General features: G+C 68.5%; 14 protein-coding genes. 8 read left to right on the top strand and 6 right to left on the bottom strand.

What is annotated here, in order from left to right; genetic code table 11:
• Nucleotides 1–157: 157 nt before the first annotated feature.
• On the bottom strand, nucleotides 158–3,085 hold the full coding sequence (locus ACOHWE_RS07345; protein ID WP_420665327.1) for an error-prone DNA polymerase: 2,928 nt from the start codon (nucleotides 3,083–3,085) through the stop codon (nucleotides 158–160).
• A 255-nt stretch (nucleotides 3,086–3,340) separates the two neighbouring features.
• On the opposite strand from ACOHWE_RS07345, the gene ACOHWE_RS07340 reads away from it, so the two are divergent.
• Nucleotides 3,341–3,805 (top strand): DUF1203 domain-containing protein, encoded by a 465-nt coding sequence (locus ACOHWE_RS07340; protein WP_420665326.1) that lies wholly within the window; start codon nucleotides 3,341–3,343, stop codon nucleotides 3,803–3,805.
• A 7-nt stretch (nucleotides 3,806–3,812) separates the two neighbouring features.
• On the opposite strand, the gene ACOHWE_RS07335 is transcribed toward ACOHWE_RS07340, so the two are convergent.
• Nucleotides 3,813–4,280 carry a GNAT family N-acetyltransferase gene (locus ACOHWE_RS07335; RefSeq protein ID WP_420665325.1) on the bottom strand — a complete coding sequence of 156 codons (468 nt, stop codon included), beginning with the start codon at nucleotides 4,278–4,280 and terminating at the stop codon, nucleotides 3,813–3,815.
• Nucleotides 4,281–4,286: 6 nt separating this feature from the next.
• On the bottom strand, nucleotides 4,287–5,216 hold the full coding sequence (locus ACOHWE_RS07330; RefSeq protein ID WP_420665324.1) for an ATP-binding cassette domain-containing protein: 930 nt from the start codon (nucleotides 5,214–5,216) through the stop codon (nucleotides 4,287–4,289).
• A gap of 71 nt (nucleotides 5,217–5,287) precedes the next feature.
• Here ACOHWE_RS07330 and ACOHWE_RS07325 point away from each other — a divergent pair, with 71 nt between their 5' ends.
• Nucleotides 5,288–5,470, top strand: coding sequence for a zinc-finger domain-containing protein (locus ACOHWE_RS07325; RefSeq protein ID WP_420665322.1), 183 nt, complete (start codon nucleotides 5,288–5,290; stop codon nucleotides 5,468–5,470).
• A gap of 106 nt (nucleotides 5,471–5,576) precedes the next feature.
• Here the strand turns inward: ACOHWE_RS07325 and ACOHWE_RS07320 are convergent, their stop codons facing one another.
• Nucleotides 5,577–6,284, bottom strand: coding sequence for an SDR family NAD(P)-dependent oxidoreductase (locus ACOHWE_RS07320; protein ID WP_420665321.1), 708 nt, complete (start codon nucleotides 6,282–6,284; stop codon nucleotides 5,577–5,579).
• Nucleotides 6,285–6,464: 180 nt separating this feature from the next.
• On the opposite strand from ACOHWE_RS07320, the gene polA reads away from it, so the two are divergent.
• On the top strand, nucleotides 6,465–9,284 hold the full coding sequence (polA, locus tag ACOHWE_RS07315) for a DNA polymerase I (RefSeq protein ID WP_420665319.1): 2,820 nt from the start codon (nucleotides 6,465–6,467) through the stop codon (nucleotides 9,282–9,284).
• A gap of 433 nt (nucleotides 9,285–9,717) precedes the next feature.
• Here polA and ACOHWE_RS07310 read toward each other — a convergent pair whose 3' ends face one another.
• Complete coding sequence (locus ACOHWE_RS07310; RefSeq protein WP_420665317.1) at nucleotides 9,718–10,476, bottom strand: hydroxypyruvate isomerase family protein; 759 nt, start codon at nucleotides 10,474–10,476, stop codon at nucleotides 9,718–9,720.
• Nucleotides 10,477–10,708: 232 nt separating this feature from the next.
• The gene (locus ACOHWE_RS07305; protein ID WP_420665316.1) at nucleotides 10,709–11,323 is read right to left on the bottom strand and encodes a DUF1285 domain-containing protein; all 615 of its coding nucleotides are present in this window, start codon (nucleotides 11,321–11,323) and stop codon (nucleotides 10,709–10,711) included.
• Between the two features lie 64 nt (nucleotides 11,324–11,387).
• On the opposite strand from ACOHWE_RS07305, the gene ACOHWE_RS07300 reads away from it, so the two are divergent.
• The 5 genes from ACOHWE_RS07300 (at nucleotide 11,388) to ACOHWE_RS07280 (ending at nucleotide 20,821) form a co-directional block, all read left to right on the top strand.
• Nucleotides 11,388–12,395, top strand: a complete 1,008-nt coding sequence (locus tag ACOHWE_RS07300; protein ID WP_420665314.1) for an AAA family ATPase — start codon at nucleotides 11,388–11,390, stop codon at nucleotides 12,393–12,395.
• A complete protein-coding gene (locus tag ACOHWE_RS07295) occupies nucleotides 12,392–13,285 on the top strand; it encodes a DUF58 domain-containing protein (protein ID WP_420665312.1) in 894 nt (297 codons plus the stop codon). The genes ACOHWE_RS07300 and ACOHWE_RS07295 overlap by 4 nt, the downstream gene beginning before the upstream one ends.
• Complete coding sequence (locus ACOHWE_RS07290) at nucleotides 13,282–16,056, top strand: DUF4159 domain-containing protein (protein ID WP_420665310.1); 2,775 nt, start codon at nucleotides 13,282–13,284, stop codon at nucleotides 16,054–16,056. The genes ACOHWE_RS07295 and ACOHWE_RS07290 overlap by 4 nt, the downstream gene beginning before the upstream one ends.
• 16 nt (nucleotides 16,057–16,072) lie before the next feature.
• A complete protein-coding gene (locus ACOHWE_RS07285) occupies nucleotides 16,073–18,115 on the top strand; it encodes a hypothetical protein (RefSeq protein ID WP_420665308.1) in 2,043 nt (680 codons plus the stop codon).
• A gap of 426 nt (nucleotides 18,116–18,541) precedes the next feature.
• Complete coding sequence (locus ACOHWE_RS07280) at nucleotides 18,542–20,821, top strand: ATP-binding protein (RefSeq protein ID WP_420665307.1); 2,280 nt, start codon at nucleotides 18,542–18,544, stop codon at nucleotides 20,819–20,821.
• Nucleotides 20,822–20,886: the final 65 nt, after the last annotated feature.

Below are 20,886 nucleotides of genomic sequence, written 5' to 3'. Positions count from 1 at the left end.
GCCCCGCAATGGGAAACCGCCGATAGCGCCGCATGGGGCGGCCATGGCACGCGGAGGGCCGGGCGCGGCACGGGCTTGCAGCCCGCGCCAAGGGCGGCTGATCTCCACCGGAGTTTCCGTGTTGCAAGCCTTCGCTCTTTCATCTTTCCCAAAATACTCAATCCCCAGCCGCGCCACCCGCGCTGCCGCCCGCGTCCTGCGGTGTCAGCAGATGCCGGATCAGCGCCACCGGATGCGCCTTGAGGCTGAGCCGCATGGCGACGTAATCCTCCACCACCTCCTCACCCAGCGCCATCTTCGGCAGATCCGCCTGCGGCTCGTAGATGCCCTCGCCCTCCAGCTCGCGGGCAAACAGCGGCAGCGGCTTGCGGGCGGTGATCGCCTTGGCGGCCCAGAGCGCCTCGCGCCGGGTGAGGCCGAGGGCGGCAAAGGCATCGGCCTCGGCCAGCCGTTCGATCACCGCGGGCATCAGCCCGGCCTTGCGCCAGACGTCCTCCACCTCCATGTAGCCGTTGCCGCGCGCCGCGGTGAGCCAGCTCGCGTCCTCCTCGCGCAGCCCCCGGATCTGGCGCAGCCCCAGCCGCAGCGCCAGCCCGCCACGCCCGTCGGGTTCCATCGCGTTGTCCCAGTAGCTCGCGTTGATGCAAACGGGGCGCACCTCAACCCCGTGTTCGCGCGCGTCCCGCACGATCTGCGCGGGCGCGTAGAACCCCATCGGCTGTGAGTTCAGAAGCGCGCAGGCAAAGATGCCCGGGTGGTGGCACTTGATCCAGGCCGAGGCATAGACCAGCAGCGCAAAGCTCGCCGCGTGGCTTTCCGGGAAGCCATAAGAACCGAAGCCCTCGATCTGGGAAAAGCAGCGCTCGGAGAATTCCGCATCATAGCCGTTCTTCGCCATGCCGTGCAGGAACAGGCTGCGGAACTCGCTGACGTTGCCGTGTTTCTTGAAGGTGGCGAGCGAGCGGCGCAGGCGGTCGGCCTGCTCCGGCGTAAAGCCCGCGCCGACGATGGCGATCTGCATCGCCTGCTCCTGAAACAGCGGCACGCCGAGCGTCTTGCCCAGCACCTCGCCCAGTGCGTCGGAGGGGAACTCCACCGTTTCCTCGCCATTGCGGCGGCGGATGTAGGGGTGCACCATGTCGCCCTGGATCGGCCCGGGCCGGATGATCGCCACCTCGATCACCAGGTCGTAGAAGCAGCGCGGCCGCATCCGCGGCAGGAAGTTCATCTGCGCCCGGCTTTCCACCTGAAAGACGCCGATGCTGTCGGCCCGGCACAGCATGGTGTAGACCTCCGGGTCCTCCTGCGGCAGCGTCGCCAGCGTGTAGTCCTGCTGGTGGTGCTGGCGCATGAGGTCAAAGGCCTTGCGGATGCAGGTGAGCATGCCAAGGCTCAGCACGTCGACCTTGAGGATACCCAGCGCGTCGATATCGTCCTTGTCCCAGCAGATCACCGTACGCCCCTCCATCGTGGCGTTCTCAATCGGGACTAGCTCGTCCAGGCGGCCTTCGGTGATGATGAAGCCGCCGACATGCTGGCTCAGATGCCGCGGGAAGCCGATGATCTGCTCCACCAGTTCCATCGTCAGCTGCAGGCGGCGGGCGGTGGGGTCGAGCCCGATCTCGCGCATCCGCTCCGCCTCCAGCCCCTTGGCTCCGAAGAAGCCCCAAAGCTGGGAGGACAGTGCCGAAATGGTGTCCTCGGTCAGCCCCATGGCCCGGCCGACCTCGCGGATGGCGCGCTTGCCGCGGTAGTGGATCACCGTGGCGCAAAGCCCTGCGCGGTGGCGGCCGTAGCGCTCGTAGATCCATTGGATCACCTCCTCGCGGCGCTCGTGCTCGAAGTCGACGTCGATGTCGGGCGGCTCGTCGCGGGCTTCCGAGACGAAGCGCTCGAATACCATGGTGCCGAGCTCCGGGCTCACCGAGGTCACGCCCAGGCAGTAGCAGACCACCGAGTTCGCCGCCGAGCCGCGGCCCTGGCAGAGGATGCCGCGGGAGCGGGCAAAGGCGACGATGTCCCGCACGGTGAGGAAATAGGGCTCGTAGTTCAGCTTGCCGATGAGGACCAGCTCATGCTCCAGCATGCCCCGCACCCGCTCCGGCGCGCCGCCCGGGTAGCGCCAGCGCAGGCCTTCTTCGGACAGCCGCCGCAGCCGCTGCGCTGGGGTCTCGCCGCCCTCGGCCTCGTCCGGGTAGTCATAGCGCAGCTCGTCGAGCGAGAACGCGAGCCGGGCAGCAAGGCGGCCTGCGTTCTCCACCGCGTGCTCATGGCCGCGGAACAGGCGGCGCATCTCCGCTTCCGAGCGCAGGCGCTGCTCGCCATTGGCCATGGCGGCGCGGCCCAAGGCTTCGACCTTGCAGCGCAGGCGGATGGCGGTCAGCACGTCGCCCAGACGGCGGCGGGCGCCATGGTGCATGCGCGGCGCGGCGCTGGCGAGCGGCGGCAGGTTCAGCCGTGCCGCCAGCTGCGCCAGCGCCGCCAGCCGGGGGCCGTCGCTGCCGTCATAGGCCGGCGCCATCAAAAGGTGCATCCGCCCGCCAAAGCGGCGCGTCAGCGCGTCCATATGCGGCCCCCATCCGCCCGCGCCGCCGGGCAAGCGGTCCGCCTGCGGCACCAGAGCCAAGTGGAGACCGTCCGCGAACTCCAAGAGGTCGGAGAGGTGGAGAGTGCAGCTCCCTTTCTCCGCCCGGAGCCGCCCGGTGGAGATCAGCCGGCACAGGCTGCGCCAGCCCGCGCGGCTCTGCGGCAGGGCGATGACCTCCGGCGCATCGGTAAACATAAGCCGCGCCGCCGGGATCAGCCGCGGCACATCGTAGAGCGGGAAGGAGGGCGGCGGCGCGATGCCGTCAGGACGCGGCGGGCCGATCGGGCCGTGCGCCCGGTCCCAGGCCTGCCGCTCGCGCACCCTTCGGGCAATGTCGCGGCATTCCGCATGCGCCCGCACGATGCCCGCGACCGAATTTTCATCGGCAATGGCGATAGCCTCGATGCCCAGCTCCAGCGCGCGCGTCACATATTCCTCCGGGTGGGAGGCCCCGGTGAGGAAGGTGAAATTGGAAAGACAGGCGAACTCGGCAAACATGGCCTGCAGTATATTCCTGTTTTGTTCTCATTTCGAGTCCCTCCCCGGCGTCGCCCGGTCCTTGCCGGTCCCTAGCCCCGGCGGAAAAGCGCCGCGCCCGGCTCAACAGGCGCAAGCCGCATCTCCATTACGCGCAACGCCGGCGGGAGCCCTTCCGGCCTGCCCGGCCCCGCCCCGGTGGCGGGATGCGCAGCTTCCGGGTCGCCTGGAGGACGCCGCCGCGGCAGGCTGGCGCCGAGCTGACAGGAGGTTCCAATGCCCACAATCCAGGCCCTGCCCACCGAAACCGTCCGCGCCCTGCAGGCAGGCGGCCCCGACGCTTACGGCCAGCCGCCCGAACGCAAGCTTTCGGACGGCGGCGGCAACCCCTGCCGCCACTGCCTGCGCTATATCGCCGAAGGCGCGGAGATGCTGGTGCTGGCCCACCGTCCCTTCCCCGCGCTGCAGCCCTACGCGGAGACCGGGCCGATCTTCCTCTGCGCCGAACCTTGCGCGCGGCACGAAGGCCCCGCCCTGCCCGAGATTTTCAGCCGCGGGCCGGACTATCTGATCAAGGGCTATGGCGCGGACGACCGCATCGTCTATGGCACCGGACAGGTGGTAGCGCGGGAGGCAATGATGTCGAAGGCGGAGGTGATCCTGGCGGATCCGAATGTGGCCTATGTTCACATCCGCTCGGCCCGCAACAACTGCTACCAGGCGCGGATCGAGCGGGGGTGAGGCACGGTTACAGCCCCTTCGACATGGCGTAGTTATGGATCATCACGCCGTGGCGCTCAAAGTCGCGGCGGCCCTCATCCGCGAACCCTTGGCGCAGAAAGAACCTCCGTGCGGCTTCGCTGGCCTCGACATAAAGGGACGCGAGGCCGGCCTCGCGGGCTTCAGCCTCAAGCCCGGCGTAAAGCGCCGCGCCCACACCAGAGCCCGCCACCGCGGGCGTCAGGTAGAAACAATCGATATGGCCATCTGCCTCGAGTTCAATGAACCCCTGCACTACGCCGGCCTCATCCACCGCGACCCAGATCCTGCGGCCGTCCCCGGTGTGCGCCAGGACCGCTGCCTCCGGTAGCGGCGCCGGGCTCCAGGCAGCGCATTGTTCGGCACTGTAGTCCCGCGCGCCGGTCTGATGCACCGCATCATGGAAGATCCGCGCCCAAGCGGCGGCATCGCGGGGTTCAAACGGGCGTATCCGCACGGCGGCTCAGCGGGATGTGGTCAGCGCCAGGAAGACGTCCTCGAGATCCGCCTCCTCGGTCTTCACGTCGCGGATCGAGATCCCGGCCGCGCGCACCGCCGCCAGCACCTCCTCGGCGCTGGTCTGCTGGCTGTGGTAGCGCAGCACCACGGCGCCGTCGCCGCGCAGTTCGGCTTCGATGCCGTTGCCCGCGGGCAGGTCCGAGACCTCGGCTGCCGGATGCACCACCATCGCCCGCGCGTCGAGCCGTCCCAGGAGGTTCGCGGTGGTGTCGCGCGCCACCAGCTCGCCCTGGTTGATGATGGCGATCTCGTCGCACATCTCCTCGGCTTCCTCCAGGTAATGGGTGGTGAGGATGATGGTCATGCCTTGCGCGTTGAGCTTGCGGATGTTCTCCCAGAGCATCTGGCGCAGTTCGATGTCGACGCCCGCTGTCGGCTCGTCCAGCACCAGAACGGAGGGCCGGTGCACAAGCGCCTTGCCCAGGAGAAGCCGCCGCCGCATGCCGCCCGAGAGCGTGCGGGCATAGGCCTCGGCCTTGTCCTCCAGCCCGATCATCCGCAGGATCTCGCCGCTGTAGCGCTCGGACTTCGGCACGCCGTAGAGCCCCGCCTGAACCTCCAGCGCGCCGCGCGGGGTGAAGAAGGGATCGAGGTTCAGCTCCTGCGGCATCACCCCGATGGCGGCGCGGCTCTGGCGCGGGTTCTCGTCCTGGTCGAAACCCCAGATGGAGACCTCGCCCGAAGTTTTGCGCACCAGGCCTGCGAGGATGTTGATCATCGTCGACTTGCCTGCACCGTTCGGCCCAAGCAGGCCAAAGACCGAGCCGCGCGGCACGTCGAGGTCGACACCCTTCAGCGCGTGTTTTTCGGGCTGGCCCTTGCCGCCGGCATAGGTTTTGCGCAACGCCCTGATGCGGATCGCCTCGTCACTCATCGCCGCTCTTGCCCCCGGTTTTGCCTTGGCTCATAACAGCGCCTAACCGAAATCACGGAGGATCGCCAGCGATGAGCATCGACGCGCCGGAAACCAAGATCGTGGACAGCTACCGCGTTGCCTGCGACGGCAGCGAGGGCGCCCTGGGCCACCCCCGTGTCTACCTGCGCATCCCCGACGACGAGGGTTTCGTGGAATGCCCCTATTGCGATTGCAAGTTCGTGCACAAGGACTTCCAGGCTAAACCCGCCTAATCCCGAAACGCCGTCACGCCGCCGGCCGCGGGGGCCGCAAAGTTTCAACTTTACGGCCGGATTTCCCGCAGTCGCTTGCCGCTGCCCTGGGGATCAGCGGCGGCGCTCAGAGCTCGACCCGCACCTCGTGCATCCATAGCTTGGGCGGGCGCGACAGCATGAAGACCACCACATCGGCAAGGTCGTCCGGCTCGGTGAAGATCTCGTTCGGCACATCTTCGCCTGCTTTCGCGAACATGCCGGTGTTGGTGCCGCTCTGGTAGAGCCCAGCTACCCGCACGCCGGTTTCCGCCTCGTCCACCTTCAAGACGTCCGTAAAGCCGCGCACGCCGTATTTGGTGGCGGTGTAGACAGACTGGCCCGCCTGCGCCACGACTCCGGATTTCGAGGCCACGTTCAGGATCGCCGCCTCATCGCGATCACGCAGGCTCGGCAGCAGGTGGCGGGTGAGCTGCATCAGCGCGGTGAGGTTGGTCTGCACGGTCTGCACCAGCATCTCTGCCGGGATGCTGTCGAGCGGGCCGGTCTTGTGCCAGACCCCTGCGTTGTTGATGAGGATGTCCACGCCGCCGAAATCTGCCGCCGCATCCGCGGCCGCCCGTTCCAGCGCCGCCGCATCGGTGAGGTCGAAGGCATAGGCGCGCGCCTCGGGCGCGCCCTGTGCGCGGGCCTCTTCCGCCACCGCATCCAGCCGCTCCCGGTTGCGGCCGAAGATGGCCAGCCGGCAGCCCTCGGCCGCCAGCTTCAGGCAGATGTGCCTGCCGATCCCGTCACTGCCGCCGGTCACCACCGCGGTCTTGCCCTTGAGCTGCATGATATCGCTCCTTCGCTGAACTGAGGCCGCCTCCCTATCACAACCTGCAGCCTGCGCAAATCGCCGCCCGCGGCTGGCGGCGCGCGCCCTGCCGGGCGAGGTTCGGATTGCCCTTGCCCGGCAGATCACCGATAACCCGGGGAAACGGAACACGAACGGGTCCCAAGGAGTGCCAAGGCCATGAGCAACACGCAATTCGGCAAGGGCTGCCACCTGCATCTGATTGACGGCTCGGCCTTCATCTTCCGCGCCTACCACGCGCTGCCGCCGCTCACCCGCAAGTCCGACGGTCTGCCGGTGGGCGCCGTCGCGGGCTTCTGCAACATGCTGCAGAAATACGTCGAGGACAGCACCGGGCCCGAGGCGCCGACCCATGCGGCGGTGATCTTCGACCATTCGGGCGAAAGCTTCCGCAATGCGCTTTACGACCAGTACAAGGCCAACCGCCCGCCCGCACCCGAAGACCTGGTGCCGCAGTTCCCGCTGACCCGCGAAGCCACCCGCGCCTTCAACATCGCCTGCAAGGAGATCGAGGGTTACGAGGCGGACGACATCATCGCAACCCTTGCTTGCCAGGCGCGCGAAGCCGGCGGGCGGGTCACCATCATCTCCTCCGACAAGGACCTGATGCAGCTGGTCGGAAACGGCGTCGAGATGCTCGACGCGATGAAGAACAAGCGCATCGATGCTGAGGGCGTCGCCGAGAAGTTCGGCGTCGGCCCCGACCGGGTGGTGGATGTGCAGGCGCTGGCTGGCGACAGCGTTGACAATGTGCCCGGCGCGCCCGGCATCGGCATCAAGACAGCGGCGCTGCTGATCAATGAATTCGGCTCGCTGGAGGCGCTCCTGGACCGCGCCGGAGAGATCAAACAGCCCAAGCGCCGCCAGACCCTGATCGAGAAGCGCCAGCAGATCGAGCTGAGCAAAACGCTGGTGCAGCTCGACTGCAACATGGAGCTCGACTTCACGCTCGATGATCTGGAGGTGCAGCACCCGGACCCGGAGCTGCTGCTCGACTTCCTGTCCCGGATGGAGTTCCGCACCCTGACCAAGCGGATTGCCGACCGGCTGGGTGCTGAACCCCCGGCAATCCCCGAGCCCCCCGCCCCGGCCAAGGCCCCCGCAGGCGATGCCCCGGCCGCGCCCGAGGCGGTGCCGTTTGATGCGGAGAAATACGAATGCGTCCGCGATGCCGCGGCGCTGGAGAAATGGATAGCCGCGATCCGCGAGCGGGGCTATGTGGCGGTCGACACCGAAACGACCGGGCTGGATGAGATGGTGGCGGAGCTGGTCGGCATCTCGCTCTGCGTGGAAGCGGGCGAGGCGTGTTACATCCCGCTGGCTCACAAGGCGGGCGGCGGCGACGGGCTCTTTGCCACGGACGCGCTGGCGGAGGGCCAGATGGACCGCGAGGGCGCGCTTGCCCTGCTGCGCCCGGTGCTGGAGGATCCGGCGGTCCTGAAGATCGGCCAGAACATGAAATACGACGCCAAGATCTTCCACCGCTATGGCGTGAAGGTCGCGCCGATCGACGACACCATGCTGATGTCCTACGCGCTGCACGCGGGCCTGCACGGCCACGGCATGGACACGCTGTCCGAACGCTACCTCGACCACAGCCCGATTCCGATCAAACCGCTCCTGGGCAGCGGCAAATCGGCGATCACCTTCGACAAAGTTGCGATCGGGGACGCGGTTCCTTACGCGGCCGAAGACGCCGACATCACCCTGCGCCTGTGGCAGCTATTCAAGCCGCAGCTGCACCAGCATCGGGTGACCACGGTCTACGAGACGCTGGAACGGCCGCTGGTGCCGGTGCTGGCTGACATGGAGCGCAATGGCATAAAAGTGTACCGCGACACGCTCAGCCGCATGTCGAACGCCTTTGCCCAAAAGATGGCCGCGCTGGAAGCCGAGATCCACGAGCTCGCGGGCGAGACATTCAACGTGGGCTCCCCCAAGCAGCTGGGCGAGATCCTCTTCGGCAAGATGGGGCTCGAAGGCGGCAAGAAGGGCAAGACCGGCGCCTATGCCACCGGCGCGGATATCCTCGAAGACCTTGCAACCGAGCACGCGCTGCCCGCCCGGATCTTGGACTGGCGCCAGCTTTCCAAGCTGAAGTCGACCTACACCGACGCGCTGCAGGATCACATCAACCCGGAAACCGGCCGGGTGCACACCTCCTACGCCCAGACCGGGGCGAGCACCGGCCGCATGGCGTCGACCGACCCGAACCTGCAGAACATCCCGATCCGCTCCGAAGAGGGCCGCCGTATCCGCGAGGCTTTCGTCGCCGAAGAAGGCAACGTGCTCTTGGCGCTGGACTACAGCCAGATCGAGCTCAGGATCCTCGCCCATATCGCCGGGATCGACACCCTGAAGCAGGCCTTTGCCGACGGGCTCGACATCCACGCGATGACCGCGTCGGAGATGTTCGGCGTGCCGCTGGAGGAGATGACGCCCGAGATCCGCCGCCAGGCCAAGGCGATCAACTTCGGGGTGATCTACGGCATTTCCGGCTTCGGGCTTGCCCGCAACCTGCGCATTCCGCGCAAGGACGCGCAGGGCTTCATCGACCGCTACTTCGAGCGCTTCCCCGGCATCCGCAAGTACATGGACCGGACGGTGGAGTTCGCCAAGGAGCACGGCTACGTGCAGACCCTGTTCGGGCGGAAGATTCATACGCCGGAGATCGGCGCCAAGGGGCCGAAGGCGGGCTTTGCCAAGCGCGCAGCGATCAACGCCCCGATCCAGGGCACTGCGGCCGACGTGATCCGCCGCGCGATGGTGCGGATGCCCGAGGCAATCGCTCACCTGCCCGCCCGGATGCTGCTGCAAGTGCACGACGAACTGTTGTTCGAAGTGCCGGAATCGGCCGCCGAAGAAACCATCGCCGCCGCCCGGGCAGTGATGGAAGACGCCGCCAGCCCAGCGGTGCATCTGGACGTGAAGCTGGCGGTGGACGCAGGCACGGGCCGCAACTGGGCCGAAGCGCACTGACCAGGCCGCACCCCGCAGGCCGGCTTCTCCCGCCCGCCGGAAGCCGCATCAAAGATGCGGCCGCGGCCGTTGGGCCGCGCGCCGCTGGCGCGGCGTCGGAAGGGCAGTTGGCCGGGGCGGCCAGCCTCAAACAGGCGCGTTCCTGCGCCGTCCCCGGCAATGCCGGGCGGCCGACGGCAGCGCCCTGACCCACTTTGCTTCGGCGAAAAAGGGAACGCGCAATCCTGTAACCGGCTATGTCGCTGATCGCGCTCGTCCGCAGGGGCGGTTAGCGGCACCGAAATGCCCGGCCGGACTTCCTTCACCAAGGCCACCCCAGAAGTTTCCCGCGCCGCGACAGCGGCGCTCGGCCTAGCTGCGAATGCGCATTCCCCGAAGGCGCTTGGAGCGGGCGGGAGCACGTGCGGCCGGGCGGGGCGGTGAGGCGAGACGGTCAGGCGGCGCGCATCCAGCCGAGACTGTCCTCGGTGCGCTTGGTGGAGGGGGTATATTCCGCGCTGATCCAGCCGTCGTAGCCGCTGGCGTCGATGGCAGCGAAGAGCGCCTGGAAATCCACCGGCCCGGTGCCCGGCTCACAGCGGCCCGGCGCTGCGCCGATTTGCACATGCACCGCGTGACGGCCGAAATTCTCCCAGACTTTGGCGGCATCGCCGTGAATCAGCTGGGCGTGATAAGCATCGTATTGCAGGCCCACGTTGGGCCGGTCCACGGCCTCCAGCACCTCGACCGCCAAATTGTAGTCGTCGAGGAAATAGCCGGGCTGGTCGCCTGCATTCAGAGGCTCGATGGTGAACTGCTGGCGCGGGGCGAAATCCGCCGCCCACTGCAGGTTCCGCACGAAAGTCTCCCGCGCCGCCTCTCCCTTGGCATAGCCCGCCATCACGTGGATGCGGCCGGCTTTCAGCACCTCCGCGTAGCGCAGCACCCGGCGGATGTCGCGCTGGAAGCGGTCCACGCCCTCGGGCAGCGCGGCATAGCCAGGGGAGCCGCCAGTGTAATTCGGCGGCGGCGCGTTGATCAGCAACAGCTCCAGCCCGTTGGCCAAGAGCGCCCGCTGGGTCTCCTTGGCGGCGAGTTCATAAGGAAAAAGGATCTCCACCGCCTCGAAGCCGGCGGCAGCTGCGGCCGGGAAGCGCTCCAGGTAGGGCAGCTCGGCGAAGAGCATGGAAATATTGGCCGCAAACCTGGGCATGGGGCGTCTCCTCTTTCTGCTGATCTAACGCTGAGCCAGCAGGTGTCCAAGGCGGGAAAACAGCAGATTTTTCCTATTAAACTTTCGTTAACTTCCGCCTTGCTAGCCGGGACAGCGCAGCCCGCTCCCGCCGCCCCATCATGCCCGCGGGGGCGGTAATGGGAAGGTGCAGGGGACAAACCGCAGCCCGGCGCCCGCGCGACCGGCGGAATGCCGCCTGCCGTTGCTTCAATCACGCGGTCCCGCCGCCCTCTTCAAGGACGAAAAACGCACCGGACGACCAGACGCCAAAGCGCCCCTCGTGCCAGGTGCCGAGATCGGCCAGCCGGTAGAAGCTCTTGCGGTCGATCAGCGCCTCCAGCCCCGCGCGCACCATCACGTAGGGCGCAGGCTCGCCGGTCTCAGGGTCATGCGCGACGCGGACCGGATGCTCCGGCCCCGCCGCCACGCTGTCGCCGACATGGGTGGTGAAGGTCAGAACCTGCGCGGCGCCTTCGCCGGAAGCGGAAAAATCTACCGCGACGAAGGGTGCATCCTCCACCGTGATGCCCACCTTCTCCGCCGGGGTGACGAGGTAATACTTTCCGTCTTCCAGCTTCAGGATCGAGGAGAACAGCTTCACCAGCGCAAAGCGGTTGATCGGCGTGCCGAGGTAGTACCAGGTGCCATCTCGGGCGATGCGCATGTCGAGGTCGCCGCAGAACGGCGGGTTCCACAGGTGCACCGGCGGCAGGCCGCGCCCCTTGCCCGCGCGTTTCGCGGCGGCGGCGAGCCCTTCGGCGTCGGGTTTGCCACGGAGTGTTTTCGCGGGCGTTGCGGGCGGTGTCACGGGGTTTTGTCCGCTCATTGCTTTTGCCATTTCCTTCCAGCGCGATAGAGTAGCAGCATATATCCGCGGAAAGAGGAATGTCATGTCCGAACCCGACGATCTCTTGGCCGGCATCGAAGCGCTGGAAGCCAAGCTGCAACAGGCGCGCGAGTCGATCACGCGGCGGTTCATCGGCCAGGAGCGGGTGGTGGACCTCACCCTCTCGGTGCTTCTCTGCGGCGGCCACGGGCTGCTGATCGGCCTGCCCGGGCTGGGCAAGACCCGGCTGGTAGAGACCCTGGCGACCGTGATGGGGCTCCACGGCAACCGCATCCAGTTCACGCCTGACCTGATGCCCGCCGACATCCTCGGCTCCGAGGTGCTGGAAACGGCCTCGGACGGCAGCCGTGCCTTCCGCTTCGTGCCCGGGCCGGTGTTCTGCCAGCTCCTGATGGCGGATGAGATCAACCGCGCGAGCCCGCGCACCCAGTCGGCGCTGCTGCAGGCGATGCAGGAGCGCATGGTGACCGTCGCGGGCGAGGACCGGAAGCTTGAGCCTCCCTTCCACGTGCTCGCCACCCAGAACCCGATCGAGCAGGAGGGCACCTATCCGCTGCCGGAGGCGCAGCTCGACCGGTTCCTGCTGCAAATCGACGTGAATTACCCCGACCGCGGCACCGAGCGCGACATCCTGATGGCGACAACCGGGGTGGAGGAAGCCGCCGCCTACCCGGTGTTCTCGGCGGCGGAGCTGATCGCGGCGCAGACGCTCCTGCGGCGGATGCCGGTGGGCGAGTCGGTGGTGGAGATGATCCTCGACCTGGTGCGCGCCTTCCGCCCGGACGAGCCGGAGGCGGGCGAGCGCGTGGCGCAAACTGTTGCCTGGGGGCCGGGGCCGCGGGCGGCGCAGGCGCTGATGCTCGCGGTGCGGGCGCGGGCGCTTTTGCAAGGGCGGCTGGCGCCCAACGCCGAAGACGTGCTCGACATGGCGCAGCCGGTGCTGAGCCACCGGATGCAGCTCACCTTCGCGGCGCGGGCGCGCGGCGACAGCCTGCCGGACCTGATTGCCGAAACCGCTGACGGCATGGCCCGGAGCGGAGCCGCCGCGTGATCCAAGCCGCCGCCTCCAGCGCTGCCGCCGGGCTGCGCCACCGCGCGGAGGCCGAAGCCAGCGCCCTGCCGCCCCTGCTGGTGCAGGCGCGGCAGCTCGCGGGTTCAGTGCTGATGGGCGAACACGGGCGGCGGCGCGCGGGCAGCGGCGATGACTTCTGGCAGTACCGCCCGGCCCAGCCCGGCGACAGCCGCCGCATGATTGACCACCGCCGCTCCGCCCGCGGCGACGTGCAGTACGTGCGCGAGCGCGAGTGGCAGATCGCCCAGACCGTGCATATCTGGGCCGACCTCGGCGCCTCCATGCGCTTTGCCTCAACGTCCAAGCTGCCGCAGAAGATCGACCACGCGCGGCTGCTCGCGCTTTCCGCCGCGGTGCTGATGATCCGCGCGGGCGAGCGGGTCGGCCTCACCGGCGGGACGCTTCCGCCACGGCGCGGCAGCGTGCAGATCCTGCGCCTGGCCGAAGCGCTCGCCGCGCAGGAAGAAGCCGATTACGCCCCTCCCGGCCACCGGGCGCTGATCCCGCAAGCCCGCGCGCTCTATATCTCCGATTTCCTCGGCCCGTTTGAACCGCTGGAGGAAGCGCTTTCCAAGGCCGCCGCCCGCGGCGTGCGGGGTGTGCTTTTGCAGGTGCTGGACCCGGCCGAGGAGGCCTTCCCCTTTGCCGGCCGGACCCGGTTCGAGAGTATCGAGGGCGGCATCAGCCATGAAACCCTGAAGGCTTCCGCCCTGCAGGCGCGCTACCTTGAACGGCTGGCAGAACGCCGTGACGCGCTGGCGCAGCTCTGCCGCAGCGCGGGCTGGCGTATGGGGCAGCATCACACCGGCCACCCGGCGCAGAGCGCGCTGATGTGGATCTACCACGCGCTGGAAAGAACAGGGCCATGACCATATTCGCGGGCATCGGTTTCACTGCGCCCTGGCTGCTCCTAGGCCTGCTGGCGCTGCCGGTACTATGGCTCCTGCTGCGCGCGGTGCCGCCGGCGCCGCGGCGCCAGCCGTTTCCGGCGGTCACGCTGCTCCTGGGTTTGAAGGACGACGAAAGCCTCTCCGACCGTACGCCCTGGTGGCTCTTGCTCCTGCGGATGCTGGCGGTGGCAGCGGCGGTAATTGGCCTTGCGGGCCCGGTTCTCAACCCCTCGCGCGGGGAGGTGGCGGGCAGCGGCCCGCTGCTGGTGGTGATGGACGCCAGCTGGGCCGGCGCTGCCGACTGGCGCGAGACCAGCGGCCAGATTGCAGCGCAGCTCGAAGAGGCCGGCCGCGCGGGCCGCACGGTCGCCATGCTGCGGCTCACCGCACCGGAGCCGCTGCAGTTCCGCGCCGCCAGCGACTGGCAGCGGGAACTCGCCGGTCTGGTGCCGGAACCCTGGCAGCCCGGGCCTGCGCAACTGCAGGAGGCGGCGGCCGTGCTCGAAGCCGCGATGGGCGGCTTTGACACCCTGTGGTTCAGCGACGGGCTCGCCTACCCCGGCCGGCTGGATATCCTGCAGGCGCTCGGCCGCCGCGGCGACATCGAGGTCTTCGAACGCCCTGCCCCGGTGCTCGGGCTGATGCCCGCCAGCTACAAGGACGGGCTGATCCAGGTTACCGTCCAGCGCAGCCGCCCTGGCCCGATGCAGGAAGTCACGGTTCTCGCCCAGGGCCGCGACCCAGGCGGCACCCCGCGCAGCCTTGCGGCTCTGCCCCTGCGGCTGGCCGACGGCGCCACCAGCGCCAGCGCCGGGCTCTCACTTCCAGCCGAGCTGCGCGGCCGCCTCACCCGCTTTGAACTGCAAGGGGAGCGCTCGGCCGGTGCTGTAGCGCTCACCGACGACAGCCTGCGCCGGCGCGAAGTGGCGCTGATTTCCTCGGCCAGTGCGGATGAGGGCCTCGCGCTCCTGTCGCCGCTGCACTACCTGCGCCAGGCGCTGCAACCCTCGGCCGAGCTGCTCGAAGGCCCGCTGGCGGATTTGCTGCCCGCCAACCCGGACGTGATCGTGCTGGCCGATGTGGCGCGCCTTGCGCCGGATCAGGAGACGGCGGTGATCGAGTGGGTGGAGAACGGCGGGCTGCTGCTGCGCTTCGCCGGGCCGCGGCTCGCGGCCAGCGACACCGCCCGCGACAGCGAGGAACCGCTGATGCCGGTACGGCTGCGCGCGGGGGGCCGCAGCATCGGCGGAGCGATGAGCTGGGGCGAGCCGAAAACGCTGGCGCCCTTCGCCGGGGGCTCGCCCTTCCACGGGCTGCCGGTGCCGGACGAGGTCACGGTCGGCTCGCAGGTCGTCGCGCAGCCCGATCCCGATCTCGCGGACCGGGTCGTTGCAGAGCTGGCCGATGGCACCCCGCTGGTCACCCGCAAGCCGCTGGGTCAAGGCCAGGTTGTGCTGTTCCATGTCACCGCCAACGCTGAGTGGAGCAGCCTGCCGCTGTCGGGCTTGTTCGTCTCGATGCTGGAGCGGCTCGCCGTGTCCTCGGCCGCGGCGGCGCCCTCGGCAGAGGACCTGGAGGGCACCACCTGGACCCCGGTCAAGGTTCTGGACGGCTTCGGCCGCTTGCAGGAAGCTGCTGCACTTCCCGGCGTCAAGGGGCCGGATCTCGCGGCAGCCCCTGCGGGACCGGAGCTGCGCCCCGGTCTCTACAGCGGCGGCCGCCGGATGCTTGCCCGCAACGTGCTGCGCGCAGGCGATGCGCTGGCCCCAGCCCGCTGGCCCGCCTCAATCCCGGTCAGCGGTTACGAGGAGCCGCAGGAACGGCCGCTGGGCGGTGCCCTCCTGACGCTGGCCCTGGGGCTCCTGGCGCTGGATGTGCTGGCGACGCTCGCCGTCTCCGGCCTCATTCTGCGCGGCCGGGCGGCGGCGCTGGTCCTGGCGCTCGGGCTCTCGGCCTTGACCGCGCCGGAGGCAGCCCGCGCGCAGGGCCAGCCTTTGCCGGACCCGGCCGAGCTTGCCTCGGAGTTAGTGCTTGCCCACGTGCTGACCGGCGATGCCGAGACCGACCGAATCGCCGCAGCCGGCCTGCGCGGCCTTTCCGACACGCTGTTCTTCCGCACCTCGGTAGAGCCAGCCAACCCCGCCGGGGTGGATCTGGAACGCGATGAGCTTGCCTTTTTCCCGTTGCTCTACTGGCCGGTCACCCGCGACCAGCCGCAGCCATCGGGAGAGGCCTACGCCCGGCTCAACGCCTACCTGAGGGCGGGCGGCATGATCCTGTTCGACACGCGTGATGCCGACCTTGCAGCGGCTGGCGCCGGCAGCCCTGAGGCCCGCCGCCTGCAGCAACTGGCGCGGGCGCTCGACATTCCGCCGCTGGAGCCCCTGCCCGCCGACCACGTGCTGACCCGCGCCTTTTACCTGCTGCAGGACTTCCCCGGCCGCCACACCCGCGGGCAAATCTGGGTCGAAGCTGCACCGCCGGATGCCGAACAGGCCGAAGGCATTCCCTTCCGCAATCTCAACGACGGGGTAACGCCGGTGGTGATCGGCGGCAACGACTGGGCGGCGGCTTGGGCCGTGGATGCAAACGGGCGGCCCCTGCTGCCGGTCGGCCGCGGCTACGCAGGCGAACGCCAGCGCGAGCTGGCGTTCCGCTTCGGCATCAACCTGGTGATGCACGTGCTGACCGGCAACTACAAATCCGACCAGGTGCACGTGCCGGCCCTGCTCGACCGGCTGGGCCAATAGGGAGAGGACGCGCGAGATGATCCAGACCATCCTCTTCGACCCGCTGGTGCCCTGGCCCGTGCTTTGGACCGCCGCTGTACTGACCCTTGCGGCGCTGGCTCTGGCGCTGTGGAAGGGGCTGTCAGGCTGGGGGCTCAGGGCGCTGGCGGCGCTGGTGCTGCTGGCAGCGCTCGCAGGCCCCGTGCATCAGAGCGAGGAGCGCGCGCCGCTCAACGACATCGTGATCGTCGCCGAGGACCGCAGCGCCAGCCAAAGCCTGCGCGGCCGCCCTGATCAGTTGGAGGCGGCCCGCGCCGAACTTCGCCGGATGCTTGCAGCCCGGCCCGGCACCGATCTGCGCCTGATCACAGTTCCGGATGGCGAGGGCGATGCGGGCACGCGGCTCATGTCCGCTTTCACCGATGCGCTGGCCGATGTGCCGCGGGCGCGGGTGGCGGGGCTGATCGCGCTTTCCGACGGCCAGGTGCACGACGCCGCCCGCGCCCCCGGCCTGCCCGCGCCGCTGCACCTCCTGCTTACTGGCCGCAAGGACGACTGGGACCGCCGCCTGGTGGTGAAGAACGCCCCCGGCTTTGCCATTATAGGCGAGCCGGTGACGCTGACCCTGCGCATCGAGGACCAGGGCGCCGCCCCGGCGGAGGGCGGCTTTGCCGATCTCGACGTCTCCGTCGACGGCGGCGCGCCGCAGCGCTACACACTGCCGGTCGGCGTCTCTTTCGAACTGCCCATCACCCTGCAGCACGGCGGCCGCAACGTGATCCGCTTCAGCGTGCCCGAGGCGGAGGGCGAGCTGACCACCCGCAACAACGCCGCGCTGGTGCAGATCAACGGCGTGCGCGACAGGCTGCGGGTGCTCTTGGTCTCGGGTGAGCCGCATGCGGGCGGGCGCACCTGGCGCAACCTGCTGAAGTCCGACAGCGCGGTGGACCTCGTGCATTTCACCATCCTGCGGCCGCCGGAAAAGCAGGACGGGGTGCCGGTGGAGGAACTGTCGCTGATCGCCTTCCCCACCCGGGAGCTGTTCCTGGAGAAGGTGGAGGACTTCGACCTCATCATCTTCGACCGTTACAAGCGGCGCGGTATCCTGCCTGCGATCTACCTCGACAACGTGGCGAACTATGCGCTCGGCGGCGGCGCGGTGCTGGTGGCGGCGGGGCCGGATTTTGCCAGCGCCGACAGCATCTACCGCTCGCCGCTCGCGGCGATCCTGCCAGCCGAGCCTTCGGCGCGGGTGCTGGAAGAACCTTACCGCCCCGCGATCTCCGATCTTGGCAGCCGCCATCCCGTTACTGCCGGACTGGAGGGCGCGGGCACCTGGGGCCGCTGGCTGCGCCAGATCGAGCTGCGCCGCCCCGAAGGCCACGTGCTGATGACCGGCGCGGGCGAGCGGCCGCTTTTGGTGCTGGACCGGGCCGGCGAAGGGCGGGTCGCGCTGCTGGCCTCGGACCACGCCTGGCTGTGGAGCCGCGGCTACGAAGGGGGCGGGCCGCAGCTGGAGCTGCTGCGCAGGCTGGCGCACTGGATGATGAAGGAGCCGGAGCTGGAAGAGGAGGCGCTCTGGGCCGAGACCACGGGCCAGCAGATGCGCATTCTGCGCCGCACTCTGGCGGAGCGCGCGGGACCGGTCACCGTCACCAGCCCCGATGGCAGCATGACGGAGCTGGCCTTGCGCGAAACTGCACCAGGACTTTGGGAGACCCGTTACCAGGGGCCGGAACCCGGGCTCTACCGGCTCGCCGAGGGCGGGCGCACGGCGGTGGCTGGGCTGGGGCCTGCGGCCCCGCGCGAGTTCGAGGAGACGATTGCCACCGGCGCCATTCTCGAGCCGGTGATCGCGCCCTTGCGCGGTGGCATCCTGCGGCTTGAAGACGGCCTGCCCTCCTTGCGCAACGTGCGCGCCGGGCGGCCTGCCGCGGGCCGGGGCTGGATCGGCCTCACCCCGCGCGAGGCCTATGAGACGCTCTCCGTCGCGCAGGCGCCGTTGCTGCCCGCCTGGCTTGCGCTGCTCTTGGCAGCCGGGTTCATCGTGACCGGCTGGCTGCGCGAAGGCCGCCGCTGAACGGCACCCTCACGGCGCGGCGCGAAGGAGGCCGCTCACGCCCGGCGCCAGGCCTCCTGACGGAGGCTGCACCCGTTTGGCCGCGCGCCGCTTGCGGCACGGGGCAAGGGTACCACCTGGAATCCGGGCGGCAGGCGCGGACCGCCTCCCGGGAAATTTGTATTTGCATAGGATTGCCGGCGAAAATCCATCCTGTCCCGCGATTGCCCCGCCCATGCGGGCAAAAGCCCGAAAACTTGCGGAAAATGCCCCCAAAACCGGGCCGCCCGGCGGCTTTGCCTGCACATGAACCCCCATGCGCATGCCGCGCATTTAACGCCATGGCAAGATTCCCTTGCGTACCAAGGGTCCCGGGAGCCCCGGATCCGCCAGTGAGCGGAGCCTCCGGTGCACCTGATTGTTTGATTGATACTGGAGTCTGCAAGGATGAGCCTTGCCAGCAAGTTAGCGGAGGAACGGCGCGCCCGTCTGGCGGCGGAGCGCCTGCTTGAGCTCAAGCAGGCCGAACTGTCTGCCGCCAACCGCAAGCTGGGCCGCCATGCGCTGGCGCTCACCAAGCAGATCGGCCAGAAACAGGCCGAAGTTGCCACTGTCAGGGACGAGAACGAAAAGGTCAAATCCGACCTCAATACCGCGAACGAGAAGATCGAGACGGCGGAGCGGCGGCTGTGGCACTCGATCCAGGCCTTCCAGGACGGATTTGCTTTCTTTGACGCTGACAGCAAGCTGATTGGCGCCAATACCGCCTACCTCAATATCTTCGACGGGTTAGAGGAGGTCACCCCCGGGGTCTCCTACGTGCGCATCCTGCAACTGCTTACTGACGAGGGGCTGATCAATACCGGCGACATGCGCCCGGAAGCCTGGCGCGCAATGATGAACGAGCGCTGGCTGTCGCCCTCGCCCGATCCGGTGGTGCTGGAGCTGTGGGACGGCCGCTTCCTGCGCCTGCTCGACCAGCGCGGCCACGGCGGCGACATGGTGAGCCTGGCACTCGATATCACCTCCACCGTCCGCTACGAGGAGGAGCTGCGCGCCGCGCGCGAACGGGCGGAAGCGGCGAATCGGGCCAAATCTGCCTTCCTCGCCAACATGAGCCACGAGATCCGCACCCCGATGAACGGGGTGGTCGGCATGGCCGAGCTGCTCAACGACACTGAGCTGACCGACGAGCAGCGGCTTTATGCCAATACTATCAAGAATTCCGGCGAAGCGCTGCTCGTGATCATCAACGACGTGCTCGACTATTCCAAGATCGAGGCCGAAAAGCTGGAGCTGCACCCCGAGCCCTTCGACCTCGAGCGCAGCCTGCACGAGGTGGTGATGCTGCTGCAGCCCATTGCCCGCGAGAAGGGCGTGGCGCTCCTGGTGGATTACGACCTGTTCATGCCGACCCGATTTGTTGGCGACCCGGGTCGGATCCGCCAGGTGCTGACCAACCTCGCCGGCAACGCGGTGAAGTTTACCCGGGAGGGACATGTCACCATTCGGGTCACCGGCATCGCCTCGCCGGAGGATGAGACATGCGCCGTGCATTTCTCGATCGAGGATACCGGCATCGGCATCCCTTCCGAAAAGCTTGAGCATATCTTCGGGGAATTCAACCAGGTCGAGAACGAGCGCAATCGCAAGTTCGAGGGCACCGGGCTGGGCCTGGCCATCTCCAAGCGCCTGATCGAGCTGATGGGTGGCGAGATCTGGGCCGAAAGCGAGGAGGGGCGCGGTTCGTGTTTCGGCTTCCGCCTTCCGCTGCGCTTGGCCGAGGATGCGCACAAGCCCCGGCCGCAGCTGCCCGATACCCTGCGCCGGGTGCTGATTGCCGACGACATGCCGCTGAACTGCGAGATCCTGCAGAAACACCTGCTGATGATGGGAATAGAGACCGTCACGGCGGCCAGCGCGGCCGAGGCATTGGAGCGGGTCGATGACAGCATCGACGTAGTGATAAGCGGCCACAATCCACCCGAGCTGGACGGGGTGCAACTGGCGCGTGCCCTGCGTGGTGGCGCATTTTCCGGGGTGCCGGTGCTTTTGCAAAGCGTCAGCCCGCAGCTTACCCACGACCCGGCCCTCGGCGGGCTGGTGCAAGGCGTTCTGCAGAATCCGGTCCCGCGGGAGGACCTGTTTTCGCAGCTCGCGCGGCTGGCCGGGCCGCAGGCTGCCGGGGATTCGGAGGCCGCTGCCGGGGGCGCCCTTAACCCGCCGGTGCCCGGCCCAGGTAACGCCGCGCGTGCCGCACCCAAACCGCCGCCACAGCCCGCCTCCGCCAGCGGGCTGCGCCGGATGCGGGTGCTGGCGGCGGAGGACAACAAGACCAACCAGCTGGTGTTCCGCAAGATGGTGAAGGATCTCGACATTGAGCTGCGCTTTGCTGCCAATGGAATCGAGGCAGTCGCCGCATGGACCGAGTTTCAGCCGGACCTCCTGTTCATGGACATCTCCATGCCGGTAATGGACGGCAAGGAAGCGACCGCGAGAATCCGCGCCGCCGAAACCGAGGCAGGCAGCGGCCCCCATGTGCCGATTGTCGCCCTGACAGCGCATGCGATGACCGGCGATTCCGAAGGCATCCTGGCCGCCGGGCTCGACCACTACCTGACCAAGCCGCTGCGCAAGGCGCTGATCCACGAACAGATCCGCTGCCACGCCCCGCCGGACGCCCGCCACCCCTTCCCCGAAGATCCTGCCGCGGCGCGGGCGTCCTGACCGCAGCCCAACTGCGAGTGAAGGATGGCTCAGACAAGCCAGTACGGGCTCCGGACGGAAAGCCG

This window comes from Cribrihabitans neustonicus (assembly GCF_048820895.1).
Taxonomy (GTDB): Bacteria; Pseudomonadota; Alphaproteobacteria; order Rhodobacterales; family Rhodobacteraceae; genus Cribrihabitans_A; species Cribrihabitans_A neustonicus.
Note: the sequence above shows the minus strand (reverse complement) of the source record. Positions and strands in the feature narration are given on the sequence as shown.